The 16,819-nt window shown below is 30.0% G+C and carries 18 protein-coding genes and 1 other annotated feature; of the genes, 4 read left to right on the top strand and 14 right to left on the bottom strand.

The window, feature by feature from the left end; genetic code table 11:
- Position 1 precedes the first annotated feature (1 nt).
- Positions 2 to 667 (top strand): MIP/aquaporin family protein, encoded by a 666-nt coding sequence (locus tag G324_RS0105940; protein WP_210994120.1) that lies wholly within the window; start codon positions 2 to 4, stop codon positions 665 to 667.
- A 29-nt stretch (positions 668 to 696) separates the two neighbouring features.
- On the opposite strand, the gene G324_RS07745 is transcribed toward G324_RS0105940, so the two are convergent.
- The 13 genes from G324_RS07745 to gap form a co-directional block, all read right to left on the bottom strand.
- Entirely contained in the window at positions 697 to 1,254 is a 558-nt protein-coding gene (locus G324_RS07745; protein WP_025725473.1) for a folate family ECF transporter S component, read from the bottom strand.
- Positions 1,255 to 1,411: 157 nt separating this feature from the next.
- Positions 1,412 to 2,056, bottom strand: coding sequence for a uracil-DNA glycosylase (locus G324_RS0105925; RefSeq protein ID WP_025725472.1), 645 nt, complete (start codon positions 2,054 to 2,056; stop codon positions 1,412 to 1,414).
- Positions 2,034 to 2,654, bottom strand: a complete 621-nt coding sequence (locus tag G324_RS0105920; RefSeq protein ID WP_025725471.1) for a signal peptidase I — start codon at positions 2,652 to 2,654, stop codon at positions 2,034 to 2,036. The genes G324_RS0105925 and G324_RS0105920 overlap by 23 nt, the downstream gene beginning before the upstream one ends.
- A 1-nt stretch (position 2,655) precedes the next feature.
- Positions 2,656 to 3,270 (bottom strand): V-type ATP synthase subunit D, encoded by a 615-nt coding sequence (locus G324_RS0105915; protein WP_025725470.1) that lies wholly within the window; start codon positions 3,268 to 3,270, stop codon positions 2,656 to 2,658.
- Between the two features lie 6 nt (positions 3,271 to 3,276).
- Entirely contained in the window at positions 3,277 to 4,713 is a 1,437-nt protein-coding gene (locus G324_RS0105910; RefSeq protein WP_162146951.1) for a V-type ATP synthase subunit B, read from the bottom strand.
- A gap of 20 nt (positions 4,714 to 4,733) precedes the next feature.
- A complete protein-coding gene (locus G324_RS0105905; protein WP_025725468.1) occupies positions 4,734 to 6,482 on the bottom strand; it encodes a V-type ATP synthase subunit A in 1,749 nt (582 codons plus the stop codon).
- Positions 6,483 to 6,484: 2 nt separating this feature from the next.
- Positions 6,485 to 7,054: a hypothetical protein gene (locus G324_RS0105900; RefSeq protein ID WP_025725467.1), complete on the bottom strand. Its 570-nt coding sequence runs from the start codon at positions 7,052 to 7,054 to the stop codon at positions 6,485 to 6,487.
- 7 nt (positions 7,055 to 7,061) lie between these two features.
- Positions 7,062 to 7,376 carry a V-type ATP synthase subunit F gene (locus G324_RS0105895; protein WP_025725466.1) on the bottom strand — a complete coding sequence of 105 codons (315 nt, stop codon included), beginning with the start codon at positions 7,374 to 7,376 and terminating at the stop codon, positions 7,062 to 7,064.
- Positions 7,377 to 7,397: 21 nt separating this feature from the next.
- On the bottom strand, positions 7,398 to 7,850 hold the full coding sequence (locus tag G324_RS0105890; protein WP_025725465.1) for an ATP synthase subunit C: 453 nt from the start codon (positions 7,848 to 7,850) through the stop codon (positions 7,398 to 7,400).
- A 12-nt stretch (positions 7,851 to 7,862) separates the two neighbouring features.
- A complete protein-coding gene (locus G324_RS0105885; protein ID WP_035357555.1) occupies positions 7,863 to 9,776 on the bottom strand; it encodes a V-type ATP synthase subunit I in 1,914 nt (637 codons plus the stop codon).
- Between the two features lie 9 nt (positions 9,777 to 9,785).
- The gene (locus G324_RS0105880; protein ID WP_025725463.1) at positions 9,786 to 10,817 is read right to left on the bottom strand and encodes a V-type ATPase subunit; all 1,032 of its coding nucleotides are present in this window, start codon (positions 10,815 to 10,817) and stop codon (positions 9,786 to 9,788) included.
- Positions 10,814 to 11,131, bottom strand: a complete 318-nt coding sequence (locus G324_RS0105875) for a hypothetical protein (RefSeq protein WP_162146950.1) — start codon at positions 11,129 to 11,131, stop codon at positions 10,814 to 10,816. The genes G324_RS0105880 and G324_RS0105875 overlap by 4 nt, the downstream gene beginning before the upstream one ends.
- Positions 11,132 to 11,310: 179 nt before the next feature.
- Complete coding sequence (gene gap / locus G324_RS0105870) at positions 11,311 to 12,324, bottom strand: type I glyceraldehyde-3-phosphate dehydrogenase (protein ID WP_025725461.1); 1,014 nt, start codon at positions 12,322 to 12,324, stop codon at positions 11,311 to 11,313.
- Positions 12,325 to 12,488: 164 nt separating this feature from the next.
- Between gap and G324_RS07740 the strand changes: the two genes are divergently transcribed.
- A complete protein-coding gene (locus G324_RS07740) occupies positions 12,489 to 13,043 on the top strand; it encodes a CYTH domain-containing protein (RefSeq protein ID WP_025725460.1) in 555 nt (184 codons plus the stop codon).
- Between the two features lie 46 nt (positions 13,044 to 13,089).
- Here G324_RS07740 and spx read toward each other — a convergent pair whose 3' ends face one another.
- Complete coding sequence (gene spx / locus G324_RS0105860; RefSeq protein WP_025725459.1) at positions 13,090 to 13,551, bottom strand: transcriptional regulator Spx; 462 nt, start codon at positions 13,549 to 13,551, stop codon at positions 13,090 to 13,092.
- A gap of 220 nt (positions 13,552 to 13,771) precedes the next feature.
- Here spx and pepF point away from each other — a divergent pair, with 220 nt between their 5' ends.
- Both pepF and trpS read left to right on the top strand, forming a co-directional pair.
- On the top strand, positions 13,772 to 15,535 hold the full coding sequence (pepF, locus tag G324_RS07395; RefSeq protein ID WP_035357552.1) for an oligoendopeptidase F: 1,764 nt from the start codon (positions 13,772 to 13,774) through the stop codon (positions 15,533 to 15,535).
- Between the two features lie 41 nt (positions 15,536 to 15,576).
- Positions 15,577 to 15,761, top strand: a binding site (T-box leader).
- A gap of 47 nt (positions 15,762 to 15,808) precedes the next feature.
- On the top strand, positions 15,809 to 16,813 hold the full coding sequence (gene trpS / locus G324_RS0105850; protein WP_025725458.1) for a tryptophan--tRNA ligase: 1,005 nt from the start codon (positions 15,809 to 15,811) through the stop codon (positions 16,811 to 16,813).
- Positions 16,814 to 16,819 lie beyond the last annotated feature (6 nt).

Genomic DNA, 16,819 nt, shown 5'->3' with positions numbered 1-16,819 from the left:
CATGAATATGAAAGCATATATTGCAGAATTTATTGGTACTTTTTCTTTGGTCCTCGTAGGTTTAACTGCTGCAGTTTTAAATTTAGAATTATCTAGTATTGGTCTTGCCTTTGGATTAATTTTAATGGCAATGATTTACACTTTAGGTAATAGTTCTGGTGGGCATTTTAACCCAGCTGTTACATTTGGTATGGCACTAACTAAACGCCTAAGTTGGAAAGACTTCGGACTATATATTATAGCACAACTACTTGGTTCTTTATTTGCAGTTTTATGTTTAGTTCCATTTATTGGTAGTCTTGATAATTTAGCAGCTAATCAAGTATTAACAGACTTTGGAGTTCAAACCGATTTATTAGTATTATTACTTGCATTACTTGTTGAGGTAATTGCTACATTTATCTTTGTATTTGTAATTTTACGAGTTACCAAAGAAAAAACTCTTCATATGGTTAGTGGTTTAATTATAGGATTAACCTTAACAGCATTAATCTATTTTACCGGAAACTTAACCAATGCAAGTATAAATCCAGCACGTTCTATATTCCCGGCATTATTCCAAGGTGGTAAAGCCTTAAATGAATTATGGATATTTATAATAGGACCTATGATTGGCGCATTCTTAGCATCTGTTGCAGCACCTTATTTTGACTCAGAAAATTCTTGATAAATAAAAAATCCCGATTGGGATTTTTTTTATGCGCGTGCTTCATGAAAAAATTCAACATATAATGGCTCTAATCTCATATTCACCTGATAAGTTATAAATGATATGATAACAATATTTACAGGCATCATCATAAGTCTTAAAGGTACATTTAAACCTGCAATCATAAGTGCTTGTTCATAATCTTTACCTAGAGTTAAGTATTGGAACATAAAATCGGCAAATGTGGATAATGTAGATGCGATTATATGCGTTACTAAAATAGCTAAAGAAACACGCCAAATTTTTGAGTTTCTTCTTGCAATTAAAAATGGGACAATACCCCAACTAATTGCTTGTAATGCAAATATAAAATTGTAATCACCTTTCGGGGCAGCAAAAAAACCGATGGCATCTGATAAAAATCCCATAACTCCACCATAAATTGGTCCTAATACAATCGAACCAATAACTAAGGGAATTGCATAAAATGGAAATCCAAAGGATAGATTTGAGGGAACAATTGTTTTAAATAAAATATCTAAAACAATAGAAAATGCGGTGAGTGTTGCTGCGAGTGTTAATTTTCTTATTTCTTTTTTTACCATGAAAAAAGACCTCCTAATTTTAGAGATCCACTAAAAAATGTGGGATCTATGAGAAATACACCGCCATAATTAATTATGTTCGTTCAAGACCTATCCACAAGAATCTTGACACTTGACGCATATTTCCCATCTATATGGTTTAATTCATTATACCTTATTATAATTTCCAATCAATAGGTTTAACTCCTTGATTTTTTAAAAAGTCGTTAGTTTTCGAAAATGGTTTCGAACCAAAAAAACCATTATATGCTGATAAAGGAGATGGATGAGCACTTTCAATATATAAATGTTTTGGATTATTTAAATATTTTTTATAAGATCTTGCTTGATTTCCCCATAAAATAAAGACGATGGGTTGATTAAGTAAATTTATTTGTTTTATGATTTCTAGGGTAAATATTTCCCATCCTAAATTTTTATGGGATAGAGGTTTACCTTGTTCAACTGTTAAGATTGTATTAAGTAATAAAACACCTTGTTTTGCCCAAGAAGTTAAATCGCCTTGATTTGAATTAGATATATTTAAGTCATTATAAAGTTCTTTAAATATATTTTTTAAGCTTGGTGGTAATTTTTCATTTAATGTTGAAAAGCTTAAACCATGTGCTTGATTTGGACTATGATATGGATCTTGACCTAAAATCACTACTTTTAATTCATTAGTAGTAAATACTTCAAAAGCAAAAAACCAGTTATCTTTTTTAGGATAAATGGTTTTAGTTTGAATTTCATTTTCAAGTGTGTCCATTAAGTTTTTAAAATAAGGTTTTTTACTTTCTTTACTGATCCAAGTTGTCCACATCTTTATTTTTTTCCTCTAGTTTCTTTTTATCATTTTTATATATGATTACTAATCCTGTAATTAGACCTATATTAATAATAATTACTCCAATACCGTAAGGAGATGTAATAAATGCTTTGAAAGTAGCCATTGGAATGGTTAATTTATGACGACCTATGAGGTCATCTTTAGTGACTTTATGTATTTCAGTTGCTGATTTTCTCCACTGATCAGTAATTCTTAATTCTGGATCTTTATTATATTGTGAGTGTGGATATGTAATGATATATCCATCTTCATCTAGTTTATAAAAATGATGTGTTACTGCATCTTTTATATAAGCACCAATTTTATCATTATAAAAGTATGTTTCAAAAATAATTATGTCACCATCTTTAAAATTATTTACATCCGTATCATTTACTACAACAATAAAATCTCCTGTCATAATAGTTGGTTCCATTGAATCTGATACAACCCTATACCAACCAACACCTAATATTTTAACAAGCCCATTTGGAATAAATAAAGAAATTGATATAACAAATAATAAAAATATAATAAGTCCATAATATAAAACATTTTTAATTATTTTAATTATTTGTTTTTTATCTGTCATTTTACATTCCTTTTATCTTTTTATTCTTAATTGTCTTTAAACGAATAAACTCTTCTTGGTCTTCTGCTTCTAATCTATCGTGTATCCATTTAATATCATTAGCTAATTTAGGTAATACAACATTTTTAAGTGCATTATGTCTTTTTTTAGTTTGTCTAATGGCATTAGATAAGCGGTAAAGTGAGGATTCTAATCTAACAAGTTCAACTGTTAAGTCTCTTGCTTCTTGAAATGTTTTATAGGCATAGTCAAACTTTGAGTTTGTTGAACGTAGTCCATAAGATAGACGAATAGATGGTCTTTCATATGTGATTACAGGCAAATCAACACCCATTAAAGATCGATAAGATATACTTAAGTTTTGGTCTATTGGGATTGCTTTTGCAATCTCACTAACTATACCTAAAGTAATATTTGCATCTTGTAGTGCTTGATATGCTTTTTTATATGTATTTTGAATTTTAATACGAATATCTGATATATCTTGTACCAATGTTAATACTTCTTGAATAAATATATTTTTTTTCCTATCTAATAAAACCTCACCATTGGATGCTAAGGTTTGTTTGGCCTTTAAGTTTATTAAATTGCCCTTTGTAGGAATTACATTATTCATTATTTATCAGTTCTTTCCTAAAATTCTTTCAATTTGATTATTTTCTAATAAATTAAAACGTAAAAGTGCTTTATCTTTATGTAGATAGGTACTTATTTGTTCTTTGCTAAGTCTTGTTAATTGTTCAGGTGGTAGTATGCTTAATAAATCCCAGCCTAAATCTAAAGATTCGCCTAATCTTCTTGATGTTTCACCTTGATTTAAAAAGTGTTGTTCAAAAAGTTTACCAAATAATAGAAATGATTGATCATTATCACTTAGTTCATCTTCACCGATTACTTGACTAAGTGATGTCACTTCTTTATATTTTGCATAAGCTGCAAGTAATTGATCGGATACAATCCCATGATCATGTCTGGTAAAATCTTTACCAATACCATCCTTCATTAATCTTGAAAGGGATGGTAATACATTAATTGGTGGAAAGATGTTTCTTTGTTTTAATTCTGGATCTAATACAATTTGACCTTCTGTAATATATCCTGTTAAGTCTGGTATAGGATGAGTCATATCATTATTTGGCATGGTTAAAATTGGAATTTGTGTAACTGATCCAATTTTTCCTTCAATCATTCCTGCTCTTTCATATAAACTTGAAAGATCAGAATACATATACCCAGGATATCCTTTTCTACCAGGTATTTCACCTTTTGAGGATGAAAACTCTCTTAATGCTTCACAATAACTTGTCATATCAGTCATGATAACCAGTACATGATAATCTTCATAAAATGCTAAATATTCAGCAGTTGTCAGTGCCGCACGTGGTGCTAATATACGTTCCACAATTGGTTCTGATGCTGTATTTATAAACATTGAAACTCTATCCATGACATGCGCTTGTTCAAATTGTGATTTAAAGTATTGTGCCACATCATGTTTAACACCCATTGCAGCAAATACGATACAAAACTTTTCATGTTCTTTCTCAGCAATTTTTGCATGTTTTACAATTTCAACAGCAAGTTCATTATGTGTCAAACCTGTTGATGTAAATATAGGTAGTTTTTGTCCACGAATTAGTGTAGTTAAAGTATCAATTGCTGAAATTCCTGTTTCAATGAAGTTTTTAGGGTATTTTCTTGATACTGGGTTAATTGCCTCGCCATTTAAATCCAGTCTTTGATTTGAAAATATTGGTCCAAGTCCATCAATTGGATGTCCTACACCATTAAATGTACGACCTAATACTTCTTTAGATAAACCCATTTTTAATGGGTGTCCTAAAAACTTAGTGTGTACATCTTTTAACATCATGCCGTCTGTACCTTCAAATACTTCAACTGCGACAATATCTCCTGTAATTTCAATAACACGGCCATGTCTTAGTTCATTATTTTCAAGGCGTATTTCAACGACATCTTCATATCCGATACCATCAGAACCTTCTAAAAAGATGATTGGACCTCTAATACCTTTTAAGCCAATATATTCTAAACTCATAATATTAATCGATCCTTTCTTTAAATAATTTGGTCAATGGTTTGACGTATCTTAATTTTTAATAATTCAAGTGGTTCTAAATTTTCATTATCGATTTCATATTTCATTTGAATAACATCATCAAATAATTTAGTTTTTATAATCATTGATAAAGCTTTTCCTTTTTCAATGAATTTTAATGATGCATCATATAAATATAATATGACATCCATCATTTTTAATTGTTTATTTAATGGTACAAATGTATCCACTTTATGAAATGCATTTTGTTGGAGGAAACCAGTACGGATAACACGACCGATTTCAATTGTTAATTTTTGATTATCTGGTAATACATCAGAACCCATAAGACTTGCTATTTCAAGCAATTTATTTTCTTCTGCTAAAATGGTTAATAATCTTGAACGGTTCTTTAAAAACTTAGGATCAAGTGTATTATCATACCAACTAGATAATTCATTAATATATTCTGAATAACTTAAATTCCAATTGATTGCAGCAAAGTGTCTTTGATAAGCAAGATTTTTATCTAGTGCCCAAAATGCTCTAACAAAACGTTTTGTATTTTGAGTTACTGGCTCACTAAAGTCTGCACCTTGTGGAGATACAGCACCAATAATAGAAACAGAACCTACAGATCTATTTTGGTTTACCATCATTCCAGCACGTTCATAGAACTTAGAAATTCTACTTGGAAGATAAGATGGATAGCCTTCTTCAGCAGGAATTTCTTCTAAACGTGCAGAAATTTCTCTTAAAGCTTCTGCCCAACGTGATGTAGAATCCGCCATAATCGCAACATGATAACCCATATCTCTATAGTATTCAGCAACTGTTAAGCCTGTATAAATACTTGCCTCACGAGCTGCAACCGGCATATTGGATGTGTTTGCGATTAAAATTGTTCTGTCCATTAATGTTTCATTTGTTCTTGGGTCTACAAGTTTAGTGAATTCATCTAATACTTGAGTCATTTCATTACCACGTTCCCCACAACCAATATAAACAATAATATCTGCATCTGACCATTTAGCTAATTGGTGTTGTAACATTGTTTTGCCTGTACCAAAACCACCTGGGATTGCTGCAGTACCACCTTTAGCAATCGGAAAAAATGTGTCGATAACACGTTGTCCGGTAATTAAAGGTGTGTTTAATTCAAGTCTTTCTAAAACTGGTCTTGGCTTTTTAATTGGCCAAATATGATACAGATTTAAGTCAATATCTCCTGTTTTAGTTTCTAGTGTAATAATTGAATCCCTCACCTTATAAATACCTGATGGTTTTATTTTTTTTACGATACCTTCATACATTGGAGGAATCATTAAACGGTGAGTGATTGATTTTGTTTCTTTTAATTTACCATAACTCATACCAGCACTTAAAAAAGTACCTTCTTGGGCTGTAACTTCAATTTCATAGGTTTTATCTAAATCAAGACTAGGTAAACTTGATCCTGCTTTAATATAATGACCATCATTTTTTTCAATCGTTTGAAGTGGTCTTAAAACACCATCATAAATATTACCCATTAAACCAGGTCCTAACATAATAGATACAAGTTCACCTGTTGAATAGACTTCATCACCAACTTTTAGGCCTTGAGTTGTTTCATAAACTTGAATAATTGTTTCTTTATCTGATATGGATATGACTTCACCGATTAATTTATTGGGTCCAACATAAACCATTTCTAACATTTTAAATGTATCTGTGGCATTTAGTTTTACAACTGGACCATTAATTGCATATATAGTATTTTTCATCATATTTACTCACTAAACCATTTGGCTGTTTCATAAAAATATTGGCGTGCTTCTTTTAAGTTTGTTGAAATTGTTTCAGAAACTACACGGTTTAATTTTTCATTATATAAAACAAAACCTGCACGAATATTATTATTAATCTTTACATTTAAACCTTTAGGTGCCAAATCTTTATCTTTTTCATTTAATTCGATGGTATCAAATAATTTTATATCATATTGATTTAACTTTTTATTGAACCATTTTTTAGATTGAGGTGTTTCTTTAAATACCTTAATCTTATTTTCTAATTCAATAAACAATTCATCTATTAAATGCATTCTTTTATCCATGACTAAAAGATCAAGTGTACGCTGCTTAACAGATAAGTCTTCTTGATATTCTTTATATATATCTCTTGCACGTGATGCAAGGATAGTTAATTTTTCTTCTTCAAGTTCTTTAATAAATTGATTTCTCGCCTCAGCTTTTAAACCTTCAATTTCTTTTGTGAGCGATTCAATTTCACTTTTAGATTCTTTTTCAATCGATACTTTAAAATAAGTACCTAAATCATCTGTACTGTTATATTTCATCATACACCTACTTTATAAGTTTGACACCAATTGCTTTGGATACATAACTATCTATGGATTCACCCATATTGGTATCGCCATGTCTATCTGGAATTTCTACAAATAATGGGTTTTGATTTCTAAGTTTTAATTCAGAAATTAATTCTGGTGCCAGTAAAATAACTTTAGTCGTCATTAAAACGATTGCGATTGTATCATCTTCAATAATTTCTTTTAACTTTGCAACTAAGTCTTCTTTTTTATGTATGATTACACCTTCAATACCTACAAGACGCATGCCTACAAGCGTATCAACATTATCACTTAAAAGATAAAACCTCATTTTTTAAAACCTCTAATCTATTTACGCGATTGATGGAATCGTATTTAAAATTAAAATAGATACCAACATACCATAAATTGCAACCCCTTCACCTAAAGCAACGAAAATTAATGATTTCCCTAAGTTCTTTGGGTTTTCTGAAATTGCACCAATCGCTGCTGGTGCTGCTGCTGCAACGGCTATACCTGCACCTAAAGCGGATGCTCCAGTTGAGATTGCTGCTCCTAGATAACCAAATGCAGCTGCTTGATAAAAGAATCCTGAATCAGCAACACCTGGATCTGCTAGGTTAGCTGCAAATGCAAAAGGTGCAACAATTGCTACAGCAAAGAAAAAGGTTGCAAATAATCCGATGTGTAAAATAATTCTTTTTTTAGCACTTAATGCTGAAACACTTCCTTTAAATACTTTAATTAAAGGTAATGCGATAAAGATAATTCCTAAAACAATAATTCCTAATAAAATCCATTCCATTTATTTTTCCTCCTAAGATATTGGATTAAATACAATTCCGTCACCATCATAGTAACGTGAAAACATTTCGTAAAACTCTAATCTTAATACTTGAATACTTACTAGTAAGCCTTCAAGACCCATAACAAATAAATTTCCTAATGCCAGTGCAACTATATTTTGACCGTCATTTGCTAAGGTATTTACAACCATCATTAATCCTGCGTGAACTAAAACGAATCCGGCAACACGTAAGAATGATAATGTATTAGTAACATAACTTAAAATGATTTCAAATAGTTCAAATATACCTTCAGTTAAGAACCCACCAATACCATCAGGAAACATTTTTTCTCCATGAAATTTACGGTGTATTGGTTCTTGTAAGAATATTAATATGATTGGTATGACAATAAGTAAAATTACTGGAACAATTGAAAATAGTCCTTTAATTTGTAATAACATTGTGCCAACGATTCCAAATAATATGTATCCATAAAATAGAAATCCAGATACACCATTTGGCGAACAAATTGCTTGTGCATAATCTTTTGCCTTGAACTTATAATAAGTACCAACGCCAATTGACATGATAAGTAGGAGAGCCCCTAATCCTACAGACATTAATACCAATGTCATAGTATTACCACCCGACATGGCATGAAATGGTAAGAAGGATATCCCTAATTTATCATAAAGCGGCATCAAGAATGATTGATTACCAAAGAATTCCCCATATAAGATACCAAAGAAAGCTCCACTTAAACCAATTCTTGTAATAATTGGACCTAAACTCCAATTTTTAAACTTACCTAATAAAAATCCGATTAATGATAATGCAAGTCCTTGTCCTAAATCTCCAAACATAATACCAAATAATAAAGTATAGGTAATTGCCATTAGACTTGTTGGATCAATACCACCATATGTGGGAATACCATACATTTCAACATACATTTCAAATGGCTTACTAAACCAGTTGTTACGTAACTTAGTAGGCGGATTAAATCGCTTATCACTTAATGCATCATTATCATCAATTTGAACACTTTCCATATCTTTAAATATGTTTTTAAACTCTTCAACTTTGTTTGCTTCAATAAAACCTGAAAGTGACATTCTATCCCCTAATAAAACAACATGTCTTTTAGCTTTATACATCAAGTCTATAAACTCTAAGGTACTTTTTATAACCCCTAATTTTTCTTGGTACTTCAATCCTAAGTTAATGAGTATTGTTCTAAATTCATCAATTTCTTTTTCATTTTTAACAATTACTTCTCTTAAAGCTTCTTTAGCATTTTCAGGTGTTCCGTGAACAAACTCTGGAATATAAACACGTTCAAAGTACATGGATGTAAATAAGTTATCAATTTCTCGTTTAAACTCATTACTTGTAACATATAAACACCATTGTTCTTTAGTATCTTTATCTTCAGAAAAAGGAATAAAGATAAACGGTTTATGTCTGTAATAATTAATTCTTTCGATACTATCAAATGGTAATTTACCAATTCTTACACTTAAAAACTTAGTTTGGAATAAATCATCAAATGATAAATCCAGTTGATTTAAATTTTCTAGTTGTTTTAAAGCAATCAAGATATTAGAGTTTTCTTGTTCAAGTGCTTTAATATCATCAAATTCTACTTTAAATTCCTTATGGGAGTTTGCAATATATTGATGCATTTCATCTAAGTTATGTGTAATTGTTTTTACCTTCACAGGTAATAAAGTTAGATTTAAAGATTCTTCAATTTCACGAATCTCTTCTAATAGTTCTGTAGCCGGGTTTACATTTTCAAATGTAGACGAACCATGTACTGTAGACAGTATTTTTTGGTGATCTACCGGATGGAAACCAGAAAAATCGACAAACTTTGATAAAACTTCGTCTACTTTTTCTTTATCGGCTGTTAAGTTTACTAAACGCATTTTTGCTATCATGTCTACCTCTTAAAATACCATCATTGTACGTATTTCTTCTTCAGGTATTTGGTATCGAATACCTTCAATTAAGTGTGTTAGATTTTTTACTTCTAAATCTTGTAAAATCATGTATCCGAGAAATACTTCGGATGGATGATTGCTGTAATACATTAACTTATTTGCTATTTTATAGCGCATATGATCTGTAAAATATTCTAAATATATTTGATCTTTATCACCAACAAAGGTTTTATCACCCATTTGTATAATTTTAGTTAGAATTAAATTTGGGTCCTCAATTTTTAGTAATTCATCTAATTTTTGTTCACTTAAGCGATTTGGTATGATAAGCATTGTTTTGATTTCCAAATTAGACACTTTATAAAATTTCTTTAAACGATATATTTTTGTAATATTTTCTATTTCAATGCGAGATTTAAAAACATTTTCAAGGGCTTGTTTTTGTTTACCTTTAAAATGTTTATTAATATGTTCAAAAGCATAATTATAATAATCTGCTTCAAATAAAGATTCAAATTCATAGTATTTTAAATCTTCATTTTTAATCTTTTCATATGGTTTTAACATATCATAATATTTAGTATTTACTAAGTTTTCAACTAAAGTTTGTAGGTTAGTTGTTTTAGATATAGCTTCAAAATCTATTTTAGAATACTTATTAAAATAAACAGGTAGTTCTTTAACTACATCATAATTTTCACTAGAGATAAATGAACGAATCATCGCTAGCAATACTTCATGTTCCTGATGAAGTAAACTTACCAAATAAAAAGATTGATCTTTCATGGTTAAAAATTTAATGATACGCATCATCTGATTAAATTTTTGACGACGAATCAAACTTTCTAAACGGCTACGATTTAAACTGCCTTCAGGTATTTTTCCTAAGGTATCTATATATCCGGGATGTTTTTTTAAATAAGATGCAATCTCTGTAATAGAACGTTTTTTTACAAGTTCTAAATAATCATTAGAGGATAGATCATTTGAATGAATCGTTTTAATCTTAGTGATTAATGCATTATGAGCGCCAATCAATTTTCTTCACCTAAAATAAAAGACATTAAATCTTCAAGCCATTTATCTTTGTTTGCTTCATATTGTTCTAAGATTTTGGCTTCTTTAATGTTTGATTTTTCAGTATATTGTTTTAATCGTTCATCAAATAATACTTTCGCATCTATTTCTAGTTGTTTGGTTTGTTTTTCAAGTTCTATTTTTTGTTGTAAACTAAGTTCTTCTTTCATCTCTTTGAAAATTAAGAATAACTCGTTTTTTTCTTTTTTTAAACTTTCAATTTTGGCTTGAGCTTGTTTATCTAGTGCAAGAACCTCTTTAATTAAAGTTTTCATATATTCGCCCTTCAGTATAAAAATACAATTTTTAATGGTGTATTTTTAATTAAAATTGTATGATAAAAAATCATAATTTAATTATAGTCTTTCACTTATTATTTTACAAGGAAAAAGGAGCAAACTATAAAACCCCGCAACCTAACGGCTACGGGGTCATATAGATTGTTATTTTTAAATTATTTGTTTAAAGAAGCAATTTTTGACATTGTTCTAATTAATTGTGCAGTATATGACATTTCATTGTCATACCAAGCCATAACTTTAACAAATTTAGCATCTGTTTTTAAGATTTGAGTTGTGTTTGCATCATAAATTGAACCGAAGTGTGAACCAATAACGTCAGCTGAAACGATTGGATCAGCTTGATATTGTAAAGTATCATTTGCAGCAGCTTTAAATGCAGCATCTACTTCTTCTAATGTTACTTCCTTTTTTAATTCAACTGTTAAGTCAACTACTGAACCAGTAATTGTAGGTACACGTAAAGCTGTTCCGTCTAATTTACCTTTTAATTGAGGTAATACTAAACCGATTGCAGCAGCAGCTCCTGTTGATGAAGGAATAATACTTGTAGCAGCAGCACGTCCACGTCTTGACATAAATCCTTTTTTATGTGGTTGATCCATTAATGATTGGTCGTTTGTGTAAGCATGAACTGTAGTCATGAATCCTTTAACGATACCAAAGTTATCATCTAATACTTTAGCTACTGGTGCTAAAGCATTTGTTGTACATGATGCAGCTGAAACGATTGTTTCAGTACCATCTAAGATGTCATCATTTACGTTAAATACAACTGTTTTTACACCTTCACCAGTTGCTGGAGCAGAAACTACTACTTTTTTAGCACCTGCTTTGATGTGTAAGCCAGCTTTTTCAGCTGATGTGAATAGACCTGTAGATTCTAATACAACATCTACACCTAATTCAGCCCATGGTAATTCAGCTGGGTCTTTTTGAGCATAAACAGTAATTGATTTACCATCAACAACTAATTTATCTCCATTTGTTGAAACTTCGTGTCCACGGAATGGACCTTGTGCAGTATCATATTTTAATAAGTATGCTAGTGTCTCTGTATCTGTTAAATCGTTGATTGCTACAACATCAAATGCTGGATTTTCAACCATCAAACGAAACGCTAGTCTACCAATACGACCGAATCCGTTAATTGCTACTTTAATAGCCATATTCAATTCCTCCTAATTATGTTTGAATTTTTTTCACCTTTATTTTATCATAGTTTTTTTTAATTGCTTGCAAATTAAGATTGTAAACGTTTACTTAACATAATGTTCGTATATTTAATTTTTATGTTGAATATGATATAATCATAAATGCGAGGTAAAGTATAATGCATATGAATGTTGAAATTGAATTTAAAACACGCATTTCTAAAGATAAATACGAAGAGCTAATTAGTGCTTTTTCTTTAGAGGAAAACGTATTTAAACAAACAAATTTTTATTTTGATACCAATGAACTAGATTTAAACAAAAAATCTATGGTTCTAAGAATTAGACAAAAGAAAGAAACTTTTAAATTAACTTTAAAATCTCAGAGTGAAACAGGTGCTTTTGAGTATCATGTATTGATCACCCCAGAGCAAGCAAAATCCATGAAAAAAAATGGATTTCATACTAGAGATTTTTTCGAACAAATCGACTACCACGTATTTTTCCAAACATCTTTAGACAACTTTAGAGCATCTACACCTTATATGGGTGGTGTATTATTCCTTGATTATAATGAGTATTGCGGAAGAAAAGATTATGAACTCGAGTTTGAGGCAGATCATTTTGAGCTTGGTTTAGAAACATTTAATAAAATGCTAGAAAAATTTCAAATCACTTTCGAACAAACAAAAAGAAAAAGCGAACGTGCTCTTGCTTGCATAATTGACTTATAACATTTAAAAAAGTGCTTCCATGAAAGGAAGCACTTTTATTATCTAATTAATCTTTTTTTGAATCTTCTCCATTAATTGATGCAAAATATCTATTTAATGTATCATCATAGTGGGTAAAATCTTCTTCTGAGTTTTCGCGCATAATCATTTCTCTTAAACGCTTAGGAATAAATACTCTAATTTCTTCATCATTATATCCAACCTGCATACGTTTAGAATCCACAATAATTGGACGTTTTAAAACAGAAGGGTGATTAATAATAAAGTTTTTTAATTCAGATACCGACATATCTTCAACTTCTAATTCTTGTTCTTTAAAAACTTTAGAACGTGTTGAAATAATATCATCAAAACCATTTTCAGCATGATGAAGCATCATTTCTATATCTGCATCTTCAATTCTATGGTTAAATAGATTTTTTTCTTCATAAGCAACCTTATGCTCATCTAACCATTTTTTTGCTTTTCGACAGGATGAACAGCTTGGAGTCGTATAAATTGTAATCATCTTTAGTCCTCCTTTTATAACAACTTCTTAACATAAAAGTGTGTAGTTTTATTATATCGGTTTGTCAAACATAATACAATAGTACCTGCCAAAATTATTTTTTAGAGCCAACTGAAAACGTATTCAGAGCGGAAAACTGCGATAATTTATATCTTTTCTTTCCATTTTTATGATTTTATTGTTATAATTACTATAATTTATTTTAAGGAAGGTATTTAATATGAGTAAGTGGGATTTATCGGTCTTTTATCCAAATGATGAAGCTTGGGAAAAAGATTTTAATATACTAAAAAGCGAAGTTTCTAAGTTTGAAGACTTCAAAGGAAAACTTGGTGATTTTGAATTTTTCAAAAAATATCATGAATTTGATGAGGCATTAACTAAGTTACTATATAAGGTCTATGCTTATGCACATTTAGGTAGTGATCTTAATTTAAAAGATACTAAGAAAATGCAAATGAACCAACAAGTAGGTTTAATTTTATCTGAACTATCTCAAAAAACTGCATTTATTTCTCCTGAAATTATTAGTTTAGGTGAAGAAAAGGTTTTATCGTTTGTCGAACAAGATGAGTTTTTAAAACCATTTAAATTCCCATATCAAAAACTATTTAGAGGTCAAGAGCACATCTTAGATCATAAATCTGAGGAACTTCTTTCAAACTTTTCACCAATTAGAACAATTCCAACATCTTTATATCAAGCACTTTCAACAATTGATAGAGTTGATGAAAGAGTAACATTATCAGATGGGTCAGAAGTTACAGTTTCACAACCACAATTTAGAGCATTAATTGAAGATGCTAAAACTCCTGAAGATAGAAAAGTAATATTTGAGGCTTTATACAAAAGATATGTAGATAATAAAACAGCGTTTGCTGCTACATATAACTTAGTCTTACAACAATTATCTGCAAATGTAAAAAATAGAGGATATGAATCCAGTTTAGATGCTGCATTATTTAATAATAATATTCCTACAAGTGTATTCCTAAATTTAAAAGATGTTGCTTATGAAAATACTCATACTTTAAAAAGATATATTACTCTAAGAAAAAAAGCTTTAGGAATGAGTGAATATTTCACTTATGATCGATTCTTACCTCTTGCAAAATCTGGTAAAAAATATCCATATACTGAGGCAAAAGCATTATTCTTAGAATCTATTAAGGATTTTCCTGAAGAATTTGTTTTAAATCAAAAAGATGCAATTAAAGATGGCTTTGTTGATGTTTTACCTCAAGATGGTAAACGCTCAGGTGCTTATTCTTCTGGTTTTTATGGACATCATCCATTTATATTACTAAACCATAATGATACTTTAGATGCCGTATTTACACTAGCTCACGAAGCAGGTCATAGTGCACACACAATCTTCTCAGATAAAGCACAACCAATGCCAATTAGTGACTATACAATCTTTGTTGCTGAAATTGCATCTACATTTAATGAACATGCTTTATTAGATTATTTACTAGAAAAATCAACCTCTAAGCAAGAAAAAATAGAACTATTATCTATAGCAATTGATAATATTCATTCTACCTTCTACCGTCAAACTTTATTTGCTACTTATGAATATGAAGCAAATAAATTAGTTCAAGAAGGTAAACCTGTAAATGAAAAAGCATTAAGTCAAATCATGATTGATTTATATAAACATTATTATGATCTTGATATTACTAAAGAACCTGGGAAACAATATGTGTGGGCATATATACCTCATCTATTTTATACACCATTTTATGTATACCAATATGCAACAGCATTTAGTGCATCTCTAAAAATTTATGACAATGTCAAATCAAATGAACCCAATGCATTTGATAACTATATAAAGATGCTAAAAACTGGTGGTTCTATGTATCCGGTTGATGAAGCTAAAATTGCTGGTGCAGATTTAACAAAGAAAGATCCATTCCTATCTGTTGTTAAACGTATGGAATCATTACTTGATCAACTTGAGATTTTATTAAATGAATAACTTTACAAGTTGACTAAAGTATAAAAAACAAGTAAAATATATGCTAAGCGATGATAAGAACAAGTAACTTTAAAATTTGACATTAAGAAGAGACCTAAACATAATGCTGAAAGTTTAGGATGTTAATTAAAGTGAATGGACCTTGGAGCTTATAAATTTAAATCTAAAGTGCACAATTAATATTGTGAACTAAGGTGGTACCGCGATTAACAAAATCGTCCTTAGAAGTTTTATACTTTTAAGGACGTTTTTTTCTTAAGAAAGGAATATATTATGAACAGACTCGTATCAGGCATTAAGCCAACCGGTGAACTTACATTAGGTAATTACATTGGTGCAATTAAACAATTTGTACAGCTACAAAACGAATTACCAGACACAGAATTTTTTATTTTTATTGCTGACCTTCATGCAATTACAACACCTCAAGACAAACAACTACTTAAATCACGCATTAAAGAGATTGCAGCTTTTTATATTGCTTGTGGCCTAGATCCTAATAGAGTCAATCTATTTGTGCAATCAGAGGTTATGGAGCATGCATTACTAGGTTATATTATGGAATCTACAGCCTATATTGGTGAAATGGAGCGTATGATACAGTTTAAAGAAAAACGCCGTAACCAGGAACAAGGTGTTCGTACATCGCTTTTAACATACCCTGCTTTAATGGCTGCTGATATTTTATTATATGATGCAAATATTGTGCCTGTTGGTGAAGATCAAGTACAACATTTAGAACTGACCCAAACACTTGCAGAGCGCTTTAATAGTCAATATGGTGATACATTTGTTGTACCTAAACCATATATTACTAAGGTTGGTGCTAAAATAAAAGATCTTCAAGATCCAACTAAAAAAATGAGTAAGTCTAATGATTTATCTGTAAAATCATATATTCTTCTATCAGACAATTTAAATCAAATTAAAAACAAAATTAAGTCTGCTGTCACAGATTCAGACACTTCCATATACTTTGATGAAGTAAATAAACCAGGTATTTCTAATTTACTTACAATTTATTCTGCACTAACAAATTTAAGTATTGAAGAAATTGTTGAAAAATATAAAAATGAAACATCCTATGCAGGATTTAAAATAGACTTAGCTGAAATTGTTGCTTCACATATTGGCAATATTCAAACTAAATATAATGAATTAATAGCTTCAAACACATTAGATGAAATATTAGATCAAGGTGCAATGAAAGCAAAAATGTTTGCATCAAGAAAAATGGCTAAAGTACTAAATAAAATCGGACTAAAAAGAAAGAAGTAACCAAGC

Source organism: Acholeplasma granularum ATCC 19168 (genome assembly GCF_000526235.1).
GTDB classification, from domain to species: domain Bacteria; phylum Bacillota_I; class Bacilli_A; order Acholeplasmatales; family Acholeplasmataceae; genus Acholeplasma; species Acholeplasma granularum.
The sequence above is the reverse complement of the archived record's forward strand: the minus strand, read 5'-3'. Positions and strand labels throughout refer to the sequence as shown.

What these genes read in the sequence shown, in the direction of transcription:
- G324_RS0105905 (WP_025725468.1), bottom strand. Translation starts at nt 6,482, where the DNA reads ATGATGAAAAATACTATATATGCAATTAATGGTCCAGTTGTAAAACTA.
- G324_RS0105915 (WP_025725470.1), bottom strand. Translation starts at nt 3,270, where the DNA reads ATGAATAATGTAATTCCTACAAAGGGCAATTTAATAAACTTAAAGGCC.
- G324_RS0105890 (WP_025725465.1), bottom strand. Translation starts at nt 7,850, where the DNA reads ATGGAATGGATTTTATTAGGAATTATTGTTTTAGGAATTATCTTTATC.
- spx (WP_025725459.1), bottom strand. Translation starts at nt 13,551, where the DNA reads ATGATTACAATTTATACGACTCCAAGCTGTTCATCCTGTCGAAAAGCA.
- G324_RS0105875 (WP_162146950.1), bottom strand. Translation starts at nt 11,131, where the DNA reads ATGAAAACTTTAATTAAAGAGGTTCTTGCACTAGATAAACAAGCTCAA.
- pepF (WP_035357552.1), top strand. Translation starts at nt 13,772, where the DNA reads ATGAGTAAGTGGGATTTATCGGTCTTTTATCCAAATGATGAAGCTTGG.
- G324_RS0105940 (WP_210994120.1), top strand. Translation starts at nt 2, where the DNA reads ATGAATATGAAAGCATATATTGCAGAATTTATTGGTACTTTTTCTTTG.
- G324_RS0105900 (WP_025725467.1), bottom strand. Translation starts at nt 7,054, where the DNA reads ATGAAATATAACAGTACAGATGATTTAGGTACTTATTTTAAAGTATCG.
- G324_RS07740 (WP_025725460.1), top strand. Translation starts at nt 12,489, where the DNA reads ATGCATATGAATGTTGAAATTGAATTTAAAACACGCATTTCTAAAGAT.
- G324_RS0105885 (WP_035357555.1), bottom strand. Translation starts at nt 9,776, where the DNA reads ATGATAGCAAAAATGCGTTTAGTAAACTTAACAGCCGATAAAGAAAAA.
- G324_RS0105895 (WP_025725466.1), bottom strand. Translation starts at nt 7,376, where the DNA reads ATGAGGTTTTATCTTTTAAGTGATAATGTTGATACGCTTGTAGGCATG.
- G324_RS0105920 (WP_025725471.1), bottom strand. Translation starts at nt 2,654, where the DNA reads ATGACAGATAAAAAACAAATAATTAAAATAATTAAAAATGTTTTATAT.
- G324_RS0105925 (WP_025725472.1), bottom strand. Translation starts at nt 2,056, where the DNA reads ATGTGGACAACTTGGATCAGTAAAGAAAGTAAAAAACCTTATTTTAAA.
- gap (WP_025725461.1), bottom strand. Translation starts at nt 12,324, where the DNA reads ATGGCTATTAAAGTAGCAATTAACGGATTCGGTCGTATTGGTAGACTA.
- G324_RS0105910 (WP_162146951.1), bottom strand. Translation starts at nt 4,713, where the DNA reads ATGAGTTTAGAATATATTGGCTTAAAAGGTATTAGAGGTCCAATCATC.
- trpS (WP_025725458.1), top strand. Translation starts at nt 15,809, where the DNA reads ATGAACAGACTCGTATCAGGCATTAAGCCAACCGGTGAACTTACATTA.
- G324_RS07745 (WP_025725473.1), bottom strand. Translation starts at nt 1,254, where the DNA reads ATGGTAAAAAAAGAAATAAGAAAATTAACACTCGCAGCAACACTCACC.